General features: G+C 72.2%; 16 protein-coding genes. 9 read left to right on the plus strand and 7 right to left on the minus strand.

All coding sequences use genetic code 11. The features are described from left to right. Positions 1-45 precede the first annotated feature (45 nt). A complete protein-coding gene (gene moaA, locus IE142_RS29485) occupies positions 46-1,035 on the plus strand; it encodes a GTP 3',8-cyclase MoaA (protein ID WP_229830971.1) in 990 nt (329 codons plus the stop codon). Between the two features lie 8 nt (positions 1,036-1,043). Here moaA and IE142_RS29490 read toward each other — a convergent pair whose 3' ends face one another. Next, positions 1,044-1,265, minus strand: a complete 222-nt coding sequence (locus IE142_RS29490; RefSeq protein ID WP_191888564.1) for a hypothetical protein — start codon at positions 1,263-1,265, stop codon at positions 1,044-1,046. Between the two features lie 210 nt (positions 1,266-1,475). Further along, positions 1,476-1,874: a DUF3099 domain-containing protein gene (locus tag IE142_RS29495; RefSeq protein ID WP_191888565.1), complete on the minus strand. Its 399-nt coding sequence runs from the start codon at positions 1,872-1,874 to the stop codon at positions 1,476-1,478. Positions 1,875-2,136: 262 nt separating this feature from the next. On the opposite strand from IE142_RS29495, the gene IE142_RS29500 reads away from it, so the two are divergent. Next, the gene (locus IE142_RS29500) at positions 2,137-2,418 is read left to right on the plus strand and encodes a GlsB/YeaQ/YmgE family stress response membrane protein (protein ID WP_043374535.1); all 282 of its coding nucleotides are present in this window, start codon (positions 2,137-2,139) and stop codon (positions 2,416-2,418) included. A 101-nt stretch (positions 2,419-2,519) separates the two neighbouring features. Here IE142_RS29500 and tyrS read toward each other — a convergent pair whose 3' ends face one another. The 3 genes from tyrS to IE142_RS29515 all read right to left on the minus strand — a co-directional run bounded on the left by tyrS (position 2,520) and on the right by IE142_RS29515 (position 6,767). After that, a complete protein-coding gene (tyrS, locus tag IE142_RS29505; protein WP_191888566.1) occupies positions 2,520-3,788 on the minus strand; it encodes a tyrosine--tRNA ligase in 1,269 nt (422 codons plus the stop codon). A 61-nt stretch (positions 3,789-3,849) separates the two neighbouring features. Beyond that, positions 3,850-5,247, minus strand: coding sequence for a metallopeptidase TldD-related protein (locus tag IE142_RS29510; RefSeq protein WP_191888567.1), 1,398 nt, complete (start codon positions 5,245-5,247; stop codon positions 3,850-3,852). Next, entirely contained in the window at positions 5,244-6,767 is a 1,524-nt protein-coding gene (locus IE142_RS29515; protein ID WP_191888568.1) for a TldD/PmbA family protein, read from the minus strand. The genes IE142_RS29510 and IE142_RS29515 overlap by 4 nt, the downstream gene beginning before the upstream one ends. Before the next feature lie 273 nt (positions 6,768-7,040). Between IE142_RS29515 and fabG the strand changes: the two genes are divergently transcribed. From fabG to IE142_RS29530, 3 genes are all read left to right on the plus strand, one after another. Next, complete coding sequence (gene fabG / locus IE142_RS29520) at positions 7,041-7,745, plus strand: 3-oxoacyl-[acyl-carrier-protein] reductase (RefSeq protein WP_191888569.1); 705 nt, start codon at positions 7,041-7,043, stop codon at positions 7,743-7,745. A gap of 5 nt (positions 7,746-7,750) precedes the next feature. Then, positions 7,751-8,518, plus strand: a complete 768-nt coding sequence (gene fabI / locus IE142_RS29525) for an enoyl-ACP reductase FabI (protein WP_019329370.1) — start codon at positions 7,751-7,753, stop codon at positions 8,516-8,518. A gap of 171 nt (positions 8,519-8,689) precedes the next feature. Further along, positions 8,690-9,058, plus strand: a complete 369-nt coding sequence (locus IE142_RS29530; RefSeq protein ID WP_191888570.1) for a hypothetical protein — start codon at positions 8,690-8,692, stop codon at positions 9,056-9,058. Here the strand turns inward: IE142_RS29530 and IE142_RS29535 are convergent, their stop codons facing one another. After that, on the minus strand, positions 9,059-9,736 hold the full coding sequence (locus tag IE142_RS29535; RefSeq protein WP_043374550.1) for a FadR/GntR family transcriptional regulator: 678 nt from the start codon (positions 9,734-9,736) through the stop codon (positions 9,059-9,061). Positions 9,737-9,794: 58 nt separating this feature from the next. On the opposite strand from IE142_RS29535, the gene IE142_RS29540 reads away from it, so the two are divergent. From IE142_RS29540 to IE142_RS29550, 4 genes are all read left to right on the plus strand, one after another. Next, the gene (locus IE142_RS29540; protein ID WP_191888571.1) at positions 9,795-11,195 is read left to right on the plus strand and encodes a CynX/NimT family MFS transporter; all 1,401 of its coding nucleotides are present in this window, start codon (positions 9,795-9,797) and stop codon (positions 11,193-11,195) included. Between the two features lie 48 nt (positions 11,196-11,243). After that, entirely contained in the window at positions 11,244-11,360 is a 117-nt protein-coding gene (locus tag IE142_RS37425) for an SGM_5486 family transporter-associated protein (protein WP_019329374.1), read from the plus strand. 176 nt (positions 11,361-11,536) lie between these two features. Beyond that, entirely contained in the window at positions 11,537-11,743 is a 207-nt protein-coding gene (locus tag IE142_RS29545; RefSeq protein ID WP_191888572.1) for a hypothetical protein, read from the plus strand. A 94-nt stretch (positions 11,744-11,837) separates the two neighbouring features. Beyond that, positions 11,838-12,356 (plus strand): SixA phosphatase family protein, encoded by a 519-nt coding sequence (locus IE142_RS29550; RefSeq protein ID WP_043374556.1) that lies wholly within the window; start codon positions 11,838-11,840, stop codon positions 12,354-12,356. Positions 12,357-12,534: 178 nt separating this feature from the next. Here the strand turns inward: IE142_RS29550 and serB are convergent, their stop codons facing one another. Beyond that, a complete protein-coding gene (gene serB / locus IE142_RS29555; protein WP_191888573.1) occupies positions 12,535-13,779 on the minus strand; it encodes a phosphoserine phosphatase SerB in 1,245 nt (414 codons plus the stop codon). Between the last annotated feature and the right edge of the window lie 931 nt (positions 13,780-14,710).

The raw sequence follows: 14,710 nt of genomic DNA on the forward strand, positions 1-14,710 counted from the left end.
AGGAGAGAAGTGCTCCGCCGATCCGCGTCGAGGGAGGGGGCCCACGTGCTCATCGACACCTACGGCCGAGTGGCCACCGATCTGAGGGTCTCGCTGACCGACCGCTGCAATCTGCGCTGCACCTACTGCATGCCCGAAGAGGGCCTCCAGTGGCTGGCCAAGCCCGACCTGCTCACGGACGACGAGATCGTCCGCCTCATCGACATCGCGGTCACCTCCCTCGGTATCGAGGAGGTCCGCTTCACCGGCGGCGAGCCCCTGCTGCGCCCCGGTCTCGTCGGCATCGTCGAGCGTGTCGCCGCCCTGGAGCCGCGTCCCCGGATGTCCCTCACCACCAACGGCATCGGCCTCAGGCGCACGGCGACGGCCCTGAGCGCCGCGGGCCTGGACCGGGTCAACGTCTCGCTGGACACCCTGCGCCCGGACGTCTTCAAGACCCTCACTCGCCGGGACCGTCACAAGGACGTCCTGGAGGGCCTGCAAGCGGCCCGCGAGGCCGGTCTGACCCCGGTCAAGGTCAACTCGGTCCTGATGCCGGGGCTCAACGACGACGAGGCCCCCGACCTGCTGGCCTGGGCCGTCGAGCACGACTACGAGCTGCGCTTCATCGAGCAGATGCCCCTGGACGCCCAGCACGGCTGGAAGCGCGAGGGCATGGTCACCGCCGGTGACATCCTGGCCGCCCTGCGCACCCGCTTCGAGCTGACCGCCGAGGGCTCCGAGGAGCGCGGCTCGGCCCCCGCCGAGCGCTGGCTCGTCGACGGCGGCCCGCACCGCGTCGGCGTCATCGCCTCCGTCACCCGACCGTTCTGCGCGGCCTGCGACCGCACCCGCCTGACCGCCGACGGCCAGGTGCGCACCTGCCTGTTCGCCACCGAGGAGACCGACCTGCGGGGCGCCCTGCGCTCCGGCGCCCCCGACGAGGAGATCGCCCGCATCTGGCGGCTGGCCATGTGGGGCAAGAAGGCCGGCGCCGGCCTCGACGACCCGACCTTCGTACAGCCCGACCGGCCGATGTCGGCGATCGGGGGATAGGGCACCGCCTAGGAGCCGGCGGGGGCTTCCCACTCGTCCAGCGGGACCACGTCCTTCAGGAAGCCCCGCGCCCCGAGGAACTGCGACAGGTGCTCCCGGTGCTCGTCGCACGCGATCCACGTCTTGCGCCGCTGCGGCGTGTGGATCTTCGGGTTGTTCCACGCCAGCACCCACACGGCGGCGGTGCGGCAGCCCTTGGCCGAGCAGATGGGGGCGGTCTCGTCACTCACAGGTTCGTCTCACAGGTCCACACACAAGGCGACGCCGAGCAGCCACGGGGGGAGCTGCCCGGCGTCGGTCCGTCGCTCCGACGGGGGATGCGGAGCGCGTACGAAGTATGTCACGGGTCGCCCGTCGCCCGGCACCGGAACCACATGATTCATCTGAGCATTTCTTCGGCCTGGCGAGGAATCGACGTCCGCCCCGCCGAGCGTCCCCGGTCACGACCGGGCGTGCGGCTCACCGGCCCGGTCCCGCGCCGCTTCGGAAGCAGTGTCCTCCGGGTCGGATTCCGCCGGGCCGCCGTCGGCGCGCGGCGGCGTGATCATCGGAGCCGTCGGCATCGTCACGAACGTCGAGGGCAACGATGGCGCGTTCTCGCGTCCGGCGTTCGCGATCACCACGGCGATGTACGGCAGGACTGCGCCGAGGACCAGGGCCACGATCGCCACGTGCCGTTCCACGTTCCACAGGCAGGCCGCGAGAACCACCGACAGGGTACGGATCGACATCGAGATGACGTAGCGGCGCTGCCGGCCGCGCACATCCTCCTGGAGGCCCGTCCGGGCCCCGGTGATCCGGAAAACCTCGGCCTTGCCGCCGATACTCTGCTTCCGCATCTTGTTCCACCATCCGCCCGCATCGGACTCTCCCCGCCGCGCTCCCGTCCGTGGCCGTACGGGGACTCCGGTCCCGGACAACTCTCCACGTTACGCCGCGCCTGCGCCGCCCACGAGACCGGGGCACCCTCCGGTCAGCCCGCGGGGCCTGCGCCGCACCGCGCAGCGCGGTACCCCATTCGGCCGTACCCGCCATGCGCCGTACGCGGTACGGCCGAAAACTGGCGGTACTGCTCGCTTAAAGCCGAATGAGGAGGCAGCCATGGGCTGGTTGTGGGCGATCATCGTCGGATTCGTGCTCGGTCTGATCGCCAAGGCGATCATTCCCGGGAAGCAGCACAGTCCCCTGTGGCTGATCACCATCTTCGGCATGCTGGGCGCCATCGCCGGCAACGCGATCGCCCGGGCGGCCGGCGTGGACGCGACCTCCGGCATCGACTGGTGGCGGCACGTGTTCCAGCTGGTGTCCGCGCTCGTCATCGTCGCCGTCGGCGACGCGATCTACATGGCGGTGCGGGGCAACAAGCGGCGCGAACGGGCCTGACCCGCGCAAACCCGTACGGCGGGACCCGGGCGGCGACCAGTACGGCGAGGGGCGGTCTCCGGCAGCCGCACGGCACCGGAGGCCGCCCCTGTCGCGTGCCCTCAGGCGCCGGTGACCTCCACCGCGGCCAGATTCTTCTTGCCGCGGCGCAGCACCAGCCAGCGCCCGTGCAGCAGGTCCTCCCGGGCGGGGACGGCGTCCTCGCCGACGACCTTGCTGTTGTTCACGTAGGCGCCGCCCTCCTTCACCGTGCGGCGCGCGGCGGACTTGCTGGCGACCAGACCGACCTCGGCGAACAGGTCGACGACCGGAGCCGGCCCGGCGACCTGGACACGCGGCAGCTCGGAGAGGGCCGCGGCCAGCGTCCGCTCGTCGAGCTCCGCCAGGTCGCCCTGGCCGAAAAGCGCCTTGGACGCGGCGATCACGGCGGCCGTCTGGTCGGCGCCGTGCACCAGCGTCGTCAGCTCCTCGGCCAGCGCGCGCTGCGCGGCCCGGGCCTGCGGACGCTCCTCGGTCTGCCGCTCCAGCTCCTCCAGCTCCTCGCGGGAGCGGAAGGACAGGATGCGCATGTACTTCGAGATGTCCCGGTCGTCCGCGTTCAGCCAGAACTGGTAGAACGCGTACGGCGTGGTCATCTCCGGGTCGAGCCAGACGGCGCCGCCCTCGGTCTTGCCGAACTTGGTCCCGTCCGCCTTGGTCATCAGCGGCGTCGCGTAGGCGTGGACGGTGGCGTCCGGCTCCAGACGGTGCAGCAGGTCGAGGCCGGCCGTGAGGTTGCCCCACTGGTCGCTGCCGCCGCCCTGGAGCGTGCAGCCGTACCTCCGGTAGAGCTGGAGGAAGTCCATGGCCTGGAGAAGCTGGTAGCTGAACTCCGTGTAGCTGATCCCCTCGGAGGACTCCAGGCGGCGGGCTACGGAGTCCTTGGTCAGCATCTTGTTGACCCGGAAGTGCTTGCCGATGTCCCGCAGGAACTCGATCGCGGACAGGCCCTCGGTCCAGTCGAGGTTGTTGACCATCAGGGCCGCGTTGTCGCCCTCGAAGGAAAGGAACGGCTCGATCTGGCCGCGCAGCCTCTCGACCCAGCCGGCGACGGTCTCCGGCGAGTTCAGCGTGCGCTCGGCGGTGGGACGCGGGTCGCCGATCTGGCCCGTCGCGCCGCCGACCAGCGCCAGCGGCCGGTGACCGGCCTGCTGGAGCCGGCGCACGGTGAGCACCTGCACGAGGTGCCCGACGTGCAGGGACGGCGCGGTCGGGTCGAAACCGCAATAGAACGTGACGGGACCGTCCGCGAGAGCCTTGCGCAATGCATCCTCATCGGTGGACTGGGCGAACAGCCCACGCCACTGCAGCTCGTCGACGATGTCCGTCACGGTTCTCGTGTCTCCTACATGATCATGATCTTCGGCAGTCGGGTGACAGCCGACTACGAGGTTATACGCCCTGACTGACAGAGCTCATATTGAAATCGGGGACGCGCAGCGCCGGCATCGCGGCCCTGGTGAACCAGTCGCCCCACTCCCTGGGCAGCGTCTTCTCCGTACGCCCCGCCTCCGTGGCCCGGCCCAGCAGACTCACCGGCGACTCGTTGAACCGGAAGTTGTTCACCTCGCCGACCACCTCGCCGTCCTCGACGAGGTAGACGCCGTCCCGGGTGAGCCCGGTCAGCAGCAGCGTCGCCGGGTCGACCTCGCGGATGTACCAGAGGCAGGTGAGCAGCAGCCCGCGCGAGGTGCCGGCGACCATCTCCTCCAGGGACCGGTCGGGGTCGCCGCCGTCCAGGACCAGGTTGCCGATCGCCGGGGCCACCGGCAGACCGGTCAACCCGGCGCTGTGCCGGGTGGTCGCCAGCCGGTGCAGCTCACCCGCGCGGATCCAGTCGGTCGCCGCCACCGGCAGCCCGTTGTCGAACACCGACCGGTCGCCGCCGGACGAGTGCGCGACGACGAAGGGCGCGCACTCCAGACCCGGCTCGTGCGGATCGCTGCGCAGCGTCAGCGGCAGCCCGCCGAGCCGCTCGCCCACGCGCGTGCCGCCGCCCGGCTTCGAGAACACCGTGCGCCCCTCGGCCGCGTCCCGTCCCGACGCCGACCAGAACTGGTAGATCAGCAGGTCGGCGACCGCGGTCGGCGGCAGCAGCGTCTCGTACCGTCCGGCGGGCAGCTCCACCCGCCGCTCGGCCCAGCCCAGCCGCACGGCCAGCTCGGCGTCGAGCACCGCCGGGTCCACGTCCTTGAAGTCCCGCGTGGCCCGGCCCGCCCACGCCGACCGGGTGCGGTCCCGTGACTTGGCGTTCAGCTCCAGCGTCCCGTTGGGCTGGTCGTGGCGGAGCCGGAGCCCGGTGGACGTACCCATGTACGTCGACGTCGTTTCGTGGTTGGCGAACCCGTACAGCTCCCGGCCGCCCGCACGAGCGCGGGCGAAGGCCTCCCCGAGGGCCGGCGCGAAGTCCGCGAACACGGCCGACGACGTCTCCGCGGGCGCGTCGGTGAAGTCGGGCGAGGCGGGAACGTCCGCGACCAGCGGCTGCGCGTCCTCGGCCGGACCGGCGCCGTGCGCGGCGGCCTCCGCGGCCCGCACCAGGGGCTCCAGTTCGTCCACGGTCAGGGCCGAGCGCGACACGACCCCCGAGGCCGTGCCCTCCCGGCCGTCCACGGTGGCGACGACGGTGAGCGTGCGCCCGCGCGTGACGCCGTTGGTGGTGAGCGCGTTGCCCGCCCAGCGCAGGTTGGCGGTGGACTCCTCGTCGGCGATGACGACGCAGCCGTCGGCCCGGGACAGCTCCAGCGCCCGCTCGACGATCTCGTGCGGCCTGCTCGTGCGCGCGCTCATCGACCCGCCTCCTGCGTGGTGTTCAGAATGTTGACTCCCTTGAAGAGGGCCGACGGGCAGCCGTGCGAGACGGCCGCGACCTGCCCCGGCTGGGCCTTGCCGCAGTTGAAGGCGCCGCCCAGGACGTACGTCTGCGGCCCGCCGACAGCCGCCATGGACCCCCAGAAGTCGGTGGTCGTCGCCTGGTACGCCACGTCCCGCAGCTGACCGGCGAGCCGCCCGTTCTCGATCCGGAAGAACCGCTGACCGGTGAACTGGAAGTTGTAGCGCTGCATGTCGATGCTCCAGGACCGGTCCCCGACGACGTAGATCCCGCGCTCCACACCCCCGATCAGGTCCTCCGTGGACAGCCCGCCGGGATCCGGCCGCAGCGACACGTTGGCCATGCGCTGCACCGGCACGTGGGCGGGGGAGTCGGCGTAGGCGCACCCGTTGGACCGCTCGAACCCGGTGAGCCGCGCGATCCGCCGGTCCAGCTGGTAGCCCACCAGCGTCCCGTCCTTCACCAGGTCCCAGGATTGGCCCGCGACGCCCTCGTCGTCGTACCCGATGGTCGCCAGCCCGTGTTCGGCGGTGCGGTCGCCGGTGACGTTCATCAGCTCCGAGCCGTAGCGGAGCTTGCCCAACTGGTCGAAGGTGGCGAAGGAGGTGCCGGCGTAGGCGGCCTCGTAGCCGAGGGCGCGGTCCAGCTCGGTGGCGTGCCCGATGGACTCGTGGATGGTCAGCCACAGGTTGGACGGGTCCACGACCAGGTCGTACAGACCCGCCTCGACACTAGGCGCCCGCATCTTCTCCGCCAGCAGCTCCGGGATCCCGGCCAGCTCGGAGTCCCAGTCCCAGCCGGTGCCGGTCAGGTACTCCCAGCCGCGCCCGGCGGGCGGCGCGAGGGTGCGCATGGAGTCGAACTCGCCGCTGGAGTCGTCCACGGACACGGCGGTCAGCACCGGGTGCAGCCGCACCCGCTGCTGCGTGGTCACGGTCCCGGCGGTGTCGGCGTAGAACTTGTTCTCGTGGACGGTGAGCAGCGAGGCGTCGACGTGATCGACCCCGTCCGCCGCCAGCAGGCGCGCGCTCCAGTCGGCCAGCAGGGCAGACCTCTCCGCGTCGGGCACGGTGAACGGGTCGATCTCGTACGCCGAGATCCAGGTCTTGTCGGCGTGCACGGGCTCGTCGGCCAGCTCCACCCGCTCGTCCGACCCGGCCGCCTTGATCACCTGCGCGGACAGCTTCGCCATCGCCACCGCCTGGGAGGCGACCCGGGCGGCGGCGTCCATCGTCAGGTCCACCCCGGACGCGAAGCCCCAGGTGCCGCCGTGCACCACGCGCACCGCGTACCCGAGGTCGGTGGTGTCCGAGGACCCGGCGGGCTTGGCGTCCCTGAGGCGCAAGGAGGCGTTGCGCACCCGCTCCAGCCGGAAGTCGGCGTGCTCCGCGCCGAGCGCACGCGCGCGGGCGAGGGCGGCGTCGGCGAGGGCGCGTAGGGGGAGTGCCGTGAAGGCTTCGTCGATGCTATGGGGCACCTGCGTCTCTTTCTGTCGACGTGGAGGGGTCCGGGGCGGACCGGGCGTGACGGTCCGTGGTCGCTCCGATCATGTCGCCCATCACGCCCCCGGACCAGAGGTTTCCCTCCGGCCCGCGCACGGTTTCTGTAGGGATCCGACAGTCACTCCCGTGAGCCACTGTCGGTGCCCGAATGTCCCCGGCCGCTCCCCGACCGATAGGTTTTCGAGGAAGCCGCCTGCTCTCCACGGGTCCGGGCGGGTGTGCCAGACCGCTATCGAAAGGGTGATCCGTTGAGCCGCTCGGTTCTCGTCACCGGAGGCAACCGGGGCATCGGCCTCGCCATCGCCCGCGCATTCGCCGAAGCCGGCGACAAGGTCGCGATCACGTACCGCTCGGGTGAGCCCCCCGCCGGCTTCCTGGCCGTCAAGTGCGACATCACCGACAGCGAGCAGGTGGAGCAGGCCTACAAGGAGATCGAGGAGACGCACGGTCCGGTCGAGGTCCTCGTCGCCAACGCCGGCGTCACCAAGGACCAGCTCCTGATGCGCATGTCGGAGGAGGACTTCACCTCCGTCGTCGACACCAACCTCACCGGTACCTTCCGCGTCGTCAAGCGCGCCAACCGCGGCATGCTGCGGGCCAAGAAGGGCCGCGTCGTGCTGATCTCGTCGGTGGTCGGGCTCCTCGGCTCCGCGGGGCAGGCGAACTACGCCGCTTCCAAGGCCGCCCTGGTCGGCTTCGCGCGCTCCCTCGCCCGTGAGCTGGGGTCGCGCAACATCACCTTCAACGTCGTCGCGCCCGGCTTCGTCGACACCGACATGACCAAGGCGCTCACCGAAGAGCAGCAGGCCGCGATCCTCTCGCAGGTGCCGCTGGCGCGGTACGCGCGGCCGGAGGAGATCGCCGCGACGGTGCGGTTCCTCACCTCGGACGACGCCTCGTACATCACTGGAGCCGTCATCCCCGTTGACGGCGGACTGGGAATGGGTCACTGATCACCATGAGCGGAATCCTCGAGGGCAAGCGCGTCCTGATCACCGGTGTGCTGATGGAGTCCTCCATCGCCTTCCACGCCGCCAAGCTGGCGCAGGAGCAGGGCGCCGAGATCATCCTGACCGCGTTCCCGCGGCCCACGCTGACCGAGCGCATCGCCAAGAAGCTGCCCAAGCCCACCAAGGTCATCGAGCTGGACGTCACCAACGACGAGCACCTCGGGCGCCTGGCCGACGTCGTCGGCGAGGAGCTGGGCGGCCTCGACGGCGTCGTCCACTCCATCGGCTTCGCCCCGCAGGACGCGCTCGGCGGCAACTTCCTGAACACGCCGTTCGAGTCGGTCGCCACGGCCATGCACGTCTCGGCGTACTCCCTGAAGTCGCTGACCATGGCCTGCCTGCCGCTGATGCAGAACGGCGGCTCGGTCGTCGGCCTCACCTTCGACGCGCAGTACGCCTGGCCGCAGTACGACTGGATGGGCCCGGCCAAGGCCGCGCTGGAGGCCACCAGCCGCTACATGGCCCGCGACCTGGGCAAGCAGAACATCCGCTGCAACCTGGTCTCGGCGGGGCCGATCGGCTCCATGGCCGCCAAGTCCATCCCGGGCTTCGGGGAACTGGCCTCGGTGTGGGACAGCCGGTCCCCGCTGGAGTGGGACCTCAAGGACCCCGAGCCGGCCGGCCGCGGCATCGTCGCGCTGCTCAGCGACTGGTTCCCGAAGACCACGGGCGAGATCGTCCACGTGGACGGCGGTCTGCACGCCATCGGCGCCTGACCGGACGCCCCCGCGGGGCCCGCACCCACCCGGGTGCGGGCCCTCGGCGTATGACCGTGGGCGCGTCACCCGTTCGGCTCAGTCGGCCGGGCGTCCCGGCCGGGCGGGACGCACGCTGAAGTACGAGTTCACCACGCGCTTCACCCTCCCAGCCGGCCGAGGAGGTCCCTTGTGCGTCCCCTCCACCGTCTGGCCTCAGCGACCCTCGCCGTCGCCTGCGTGCTGATCCTCCCCTACGAAGCGGTGTCCCACGCGCGCGTGACGGTCACGAAGGCCGGCGACACCGGGGACGCCGCGTCGGACGAGCCGTTCGGCTCCGCGTGCCGGGTACGCGTCGACGGATCCGACGTGACCGCCTACTGCCACAACCCCTACCCGGGGCCCGATCATGTGCGCCTGCACGTCGAGTGCGAGCACTGGTGGGACCTCGACAGCGACACCTCCCCGGTGGTGGCCGCCCCCGCGCAGACCGTGCGCCTGGACGGCCGGTGCTGGAAGGAGGTCCGGGCGGCCTGGGTCAGCCACGTGCGGGGGAGCTGATCAGCTGATCCGGCCCGTGCGGCACTGGAACGGGTAGCCCGCGGCCTCCGCGTGCGCCGTCTCGGCGTCCCCCGCGCGGATCGCGTCGACCAGCCGGGTGTGGTCCATGCGCGTCTCCGGCGTCAGCTCGCCGCCGACGTCCACGCGCAGCCAGTCCCGCATCACCTCGCCGAGGTCCGCGTACATGGCGGTCATCACGTCGTTGTGCGAGGCCGCCACGACGGCCAGGTGGAAGGTCGAGTCCGCCGTCACGTACGCCTCCGCGTCGCCCGTCTGCCAGGCGTCCTCGCGGCGCGCGAGGAGCGCGTCGAGCTGTTTGAGGTCCTTCTCCGTGCGTCGCTCGGCGGCGAGCCGTGCAGCGGCGGACTCAAGGGTGGAGCGCAGCTCGGCGATGTGCCGCGGGTCGGCCTCGGCGAAGCGGCGCTGCATCACGCCGGCCAGCTCGCTGGTCGCCACGACGTACGTACCGGAGCCCTGGCGGATGTCCAGCAGGCCGTTGTGGGCCAGCGCGCGGACCGCCTCTCGGACCGTGTTCCGGGCGACCCCGAGCTGGTCGACCAGCTCGGGCTCCGTCGGGATCCGGGAGCCCACCGGCCACTCGCCCGAGGCGATCTGCTGCCGCAACGCCGCGATGACCTGCTCGGACAGCGCCGAGCGGCGGGGATGGCTCAGGGGCATGGCTCACCTTCACGCGGGTGTCGACAAGCGAGTGGACAATCAATCATCCCATGATTCTATGATCGGTCTCATGGCTAGTGACGAAACCCGGACCGAGACACGGACGGAGACGCCGACGGAGACAGCGACGGAGACACGGACCGGGACCACGCGGCCCGCGACAACCGGTGCACCGGCGGTGCCCGGCGCCCGGGTACCCGGTGAGGCGCCTCAGGCGTCCGGCACGCGCGCGTGGACGCCGTGGATGACCCGTCTGCTCGTCCTCGCGATCGTGCTGGCCGCGGTCAACCTGCGCCCTGCCATCACGAGCCTGGGCGCGCTTCTGGAGGAGGTCCGCGACGGGCTCGGCATGAGCGGCAGCGTCGCCGGACTGCTCACCTCCGTGCCCCCGCTCTGCTTCGCCGTCTTCGGGGTCGCCGCCCCGCGGCTGGCCCGCCGCTTCGGCCCCGGCGCGGTGGTCTTCGGCGGCATGGTCGCCATCACCGCCGGCCTGCTGATACGCCCGTATGCCGGCGGTACGGCGGGCTTCCTGGCCGCCACCGCCCTCGCCCTCATGGGCATCGCGCTCAGCAACGTACTGATGCCGGTCATCGTCAAGCGCTTCTTCCCCGACCGGGTCGGCTCCATGACCGGCCTCTACTCCATGGCCCTCGCCTTCGGCACTTCGATCGCCGCCGCGGCGACCGTTCCGGTGACGGACGCGCTGGGCGGGCACTGGCAGCCCGGCCTCGCGGTGTGGGCCGTGCTGGGTGCGGCGGCCGCCCTGTCCTGGATCCCGTTCGTACGGGCCCGGAAGGCCCTGTCGTCCGCCGACTCCGCCGAGGCCGACGCGCCGCGTGCGGACGCGGACGGCCGCCCGGTCGAGCAACCCCCGCTGCGCATCACCCGCAGCCGTACGGCATGGGCGCTCGCGGTCTTCTTCGGCCTCCAGGCCACCGCCGCCTACATCACGATGGGCTGGATGGCGCAGATCTTCCGGGACGCGGGCGTGTCCGCCGGCACCGCCGGTCTGCTGCTCGCCGTCATCATGGTGATGGGCGTGCCGCTCGCGTTCGTCATCCCCCGCGTGGCCACCCGCCTGCCCCACCAGGGCCCGATCGTGCTCGTACTGGGCGTGTGCGGACTCGCCGGATACGCCGGCCTGTACTTCGCCCCGGCCGGCGGCGCCTGGGTCTGGGCGCTGCTCCTCGGCGTCTCCAACTGCGCCTTCCCGCTCGCGCTGACCATGGTCGGGATGCGAGCCAGGACCGGCGCGGGCGTCGCCCAGCTGTCCGCCTTCGCGCAGAGCACCGGCTACCTGATCTCCATCCCGGGGCCGCTGCTGGTGGGCGTGCTCTATCAGCACAGCGGGGGCTGGGGCCTGCCGATCGCGCTGATGAGCGCCATGATGGTGCCGCAGATCATCGTGGGCGTCCTCGCGGGGCGCGACCGCACGGTGGAGGAGGAGGCGGCCCGCTGACCCGGCCCGCCGGCCCGGGTGAGGGTGGCGGATGCGAGACTTGGCCGCATGCCAGTCCTCGACCCGAACCCGCAGCACGGCCAGAAGAAGATGCTGATCGTCTTCGGCTCCTTCCTCGCGATCTTCGTGATCATCGGCATCGTGGCCACGATCGCCTCGCCGTGACACGGTCCTAGGGTGGGGTCAACCCCCCCCCGTCCCCTAGGGGGTGAGGGTCAGGGTCAAGTGGGTGGACTTCCGGATGGGTCGGGGCCCGCGGATTCCGTAGCTTCGAGATGTGCCCGCTCCAGGCGGGCCGCGCAGCACGGACCAGGGACGCCCGAAGACCAGCGGAGGCACTCATGTCGGCCCCTACCCACACCCGGCCTCCCCGGGCGACCCGGCGCGGCGTCGACATCCGGCTGCCCTGGTGGGCCCTCGCCCTGCCCGTGCTCGCCTTCGTGACCCTGCTCCTGCTGATACTCGATCCCTCCGACGCCCACGCCGCCGCGGGCGAACCCGCGATCGCCCACCTCATGGAGTGGCTGCGGCAGCTGATCGCACGCTGAGGCCGGACCGCGCCCCGGACGCGCGCCCACGGAGGGCGAATCCGCATGTCAACTCCCTGCGCCCCGTGGCCTGTTTCATGCGAAGCTGGATGCCATGAGCGTCGCAGAATCCCGCAGGATCGTCCTCTTCCGGCATGCGAAAGCCGACTGGCCACAGGTGACCGACCACGAGCGGCCGCTCGCCGAGCGGGGCCGCAAGGACGCCGCAGAGGCCGGACGCCGGCTCGCGGACACCGGAGTCCCCTTCGACCAAGCCCTGTGCTCCACCTCGACCCGGACCCGCGAGACCTGGAAGCTCGCCGTCGCGGAGTTCCCGCAGCGGCCGAAAACCGTCTACGAGGAGCGCATCTACGAGGCATCGCCCGGCGAGCTGATCGCCGTGCTCAACGAGACCCCCGACGACCTGCGGAACGTACTGGTGATCGGCCACAACCCGGGCATGGAGGGACTCGCCGAGATTCTGGCGGGCTCGGCCGAGGACGAAGCCCGCGAGCGGATGGGCCGCCGCGGCTTTCCGACGGCCGCCTTCGCCGTGCTGACCTTCGACGGTTCCTGGAAGGACGTGGAGCCGGGCGTGGCCTCCCTGGTCGACTACTGGGCGCCGACCGACTGATCCGACCCCGCGCGACAGGCCCGGGCGGCACGGGTTCCGGGCCCGCGCCGCAGCGCCTCCCGCCCCCCGACCGAATGCGGCCGAGGAAGCCCGGTCGGCCCCGGTCGACGAAGCCCGGCCGGATCCGGTCGGGAGGTGCCGACGGGAGGTGCCGGTCGACCCCGGTCGGGGGTGCCGGTCAGATTGCGTCGAGGGGCCGGCCCAGGCTGTCGCCGAGGCCCTCGTCCAGCGTGTCCGCCGCCTCGACCTCCTCGCGGGTGATGCCCAGCAGGTACAGGACCGTGTCCAGGAAGGGCACGTTCACCGCGGTGTGCGCCGCCTCGCGCACCACCGGCTTGGCGTTGAAGGCCACGCCGAGCCCGGCCGCGTTCAGCATGTCCAGGTCGTTGGCCCCGTCACCGATCGCCACCGTCTGCGACAGCGGCACGCCCGCCTCGGCGGCGAACCGCCGCAGCAGCCGCGCCTTGCCCGCGCGGTCCACGATCTCCCCGGTGACCCGCCCGGTCAGTCTCCCGTCGACGATCTCCAGCGTGTTGGCCTGGGCGAAGTCCAGCCCCAGCTTCTCCTGCAGATCGTCGGTGACCTGGGTGAAGCCGCCGGAGACGACCCCCACCTGATACCCGAGCCGCTTCAGGGTGCGGATCAGCGTGCGGGCACCCGGCGTCAGCCGCACCTGGCCGCGCACCTTCTCCACCACCGACGCGTCCAGCCCGGCCAGCAGCGCCACGCGTGCGTGCAGCGACTGCTCGAAGTCCAGCTCCCCGCGCATGGCGGCCGCCGTGACCTCGGCGACCTTGTCCTCACAGCCGGCGTGCGCGGCGAACAACTCGATGACCTCGTCCTGGATCAGCGTGGAGTCCACGTCCATCACCACCAGGCGCTGCGCCCGCCGGTGCAGGCCGGCCGAGACCACCGCGACGTCCACACCGAGCGCCGCGGCCTCGGTCGCCAGCGCGGTGCGCAGCGGCTCGGTCTCCACACCGGACACCGCGAACTCGACGGCGGTCACGGGATACTTGGCGAGCCGGAAAATGCGGTCGATGTTGCTGCCGGACTCGGTGATCCGGGCCGCTATGGCGGCCGTCGCCTCGGCGGTGAGCGGGTGGCCCAGCACCGTGACCAGGGAGCGGCCGAGACCGCGCGGCCGGTTGTCACCGATGCCGGAGATGATCTCGGCCTGCAGCTTCAGCGACTCCGCCCAGCTGTGGACGGTCGCGCGCAGATCGCCCTCCAGGCCCCGGGGCGGCTCGGTGACCAGCGCGCACAGCACGATCCGGCCACGGGTGACGACCTGCTCGATGTCGACCACGTCGACGGAGTAGGCGGCGAGGGTGTCGAACAGGCCGGCCGTGATGCCCGGTCGGTCCTTGCCGAAGATCTTGACGAGAAGCGTGGGAACGTCAGAGGTCTGCGAAGCGCTCATGGTGCTCCAACCGTATCCGGCACCCGGTGCCTCCTGTCCCCGAGGTCCGCCTGACGGACACGGCGCCCACGGCGGGCCCGACCCGCGTCCGCGCCTCCCATTGTCCGCCGCGTGCGCCCCCTCGGCGGCCTGGGCCGGGGATGGGCCGGGGGATACAGCCGGGGAGGCAGGAGCGGGGCGTCTGGCTCCTGCCTGTGCGGCGGTGACCGCCGTCCCGGTGGCCCTCCGGCCCGTGGTGGGCGGCCGCGCGCGAGGCGGGGAGGCATCGGCGTACCTGTAATGCGGCACGGTCGGCGCGGTGGTGCCGGAGGTGTGGGAGGGGAGCGGCGGGCCCCGGCCGGGCAGGACGGTCGGGAGCGACGGCCGGTCACTGCGGGGACGGCGTGCGGAGGCCCGGCCCGGCCCCGTTCCCTCGGCGTCCTTCGTTCACCGGCCGTCGCCCCTCGGTCGGCGCGGTGGTGCCGGAGGCGGTGGAGGGGGAGGGGGCGGGGGCGGGCCCTCGCCCCAGCGGGACGGTGGCCTGCCGCCCGGCCGCTCCCCGGGGCGTGGAGGCCGCCGTGGTGTCCCCGGCGGCGGTGCCGGCGGCCCGGCGACCGTGGGAGCGCCGGACACGTCCCCGTCGTCGGATTCGTGCTCGCCGCTGCGGGACCGCAGGTCGCCGCCGGACCATCCGTCTCGGTGGCCGCCCGGCCGCTCGGCGCATGCCGGGCGGATTGACGCCGGGTCCGGGCGGGCCGCTCCCCGCCGCGCCACCCGCACCGCACTGCGGCGGGGTGCGCGCCCATTCCGGCCGTGCGTCCTCGGGCTCCCCGGCCCCGCCCCGCGGATGCAGATACGGATTCGCGCCGGGGTTCGCCGGCCGGTGCGGAGGATCCGGCCAGTACGGCCCCGGGGGCGGCCCCGCGTACGCCGTACCGCCTGCGCTCCCAGC

The sequence above is a fragment of the Streptomyces mutabilis genome (genome assembly GCF_014649815.1).
Taxonomy (GTDB): domain Bacteria; phylum Actinomycetota; class Actinomycetes; order Streptomycetales; family Streptomycetaceae; genus Streptomyces; species Streptomyces mutabilis.

What these genes read in the sequence shown, in the direction of transcription:
- IE142_RS29495 (WP_191888565.1), bottom strand. Translation starts at nt 1,874, where the DNA reads ATGCGGAAGCAGAGTATCGGCGGCAAGGCCGAGGTTTTCCGGATCACC.
- IE142_RS29500 (WP_043374535.1), top strand. Translation starts at nt 2,137, where the DNA reads ATGGGCTGGTTGTGGGCGATCATCGTCGGATTCGTGCTCGGTCTGATC.
- IE142_RS29510 (WP_191888567.1), bottom strand. Translation starts at nt 5,247, where the DNA reads ATGAGCGCGCGCACGAGCAGGCCGCACGAGATCGTCGAGCGGGCGCTG.
- fabI (WP_019329370.1), top strand. Translation starts at nt 7,751, where the DNA reads ATGAGCGGAATCCTCGAGGGCAAGCGCGTCCTGATCACCGGTGTGCTG.
- IE142_RS29535 (WP_043374550.1), bottom strand. Translation starts at nt 9,736, where the DNA reads ATGCCCCTGAGCCATCCCCGCCGCTCGGCGCTGTCCGAGCAGGTCATC.
- IE142_RS29540 (WP_191888571.1), top strand. Translation starts at nt 9,795, where the DNA reads ATGATCGGTCTCATGGCTAGTGACGAAACCCGGACCGAGACACGGACG.
- IE142_RS37425 (WP_019329374.1), top strand. Translation starts at nt 11,244, where the DNA reads ATGCCAGTCCTCGACCCGAACCCGCAGCACGGCCAGAAGAAGATGCTG.
- IE142_RS29545 (WP_191888572.1), top strand. Translation starts at nt 11,537, where the DNA reads ATGTCGGCCCCTACCCACACCCGGCCTCCCCGGGCGACCCGGCGCGGC.
- IE142_RS29550 (WP_043374556.1), top strand. Translation starts at nt 11,838, where the DNA reads ATGAGCGTCGCAGAATCCCGCAGGATCGTCCTCTTCCGGCATGCGAAA.
- serB (WP_191888573.1), bottom strand. Translation starts at nt 13,779, where the DNA reads ATGAGCGCTTCGCAGACCTCTGACGTTCCCACGCTTCTCGTCAAGATC.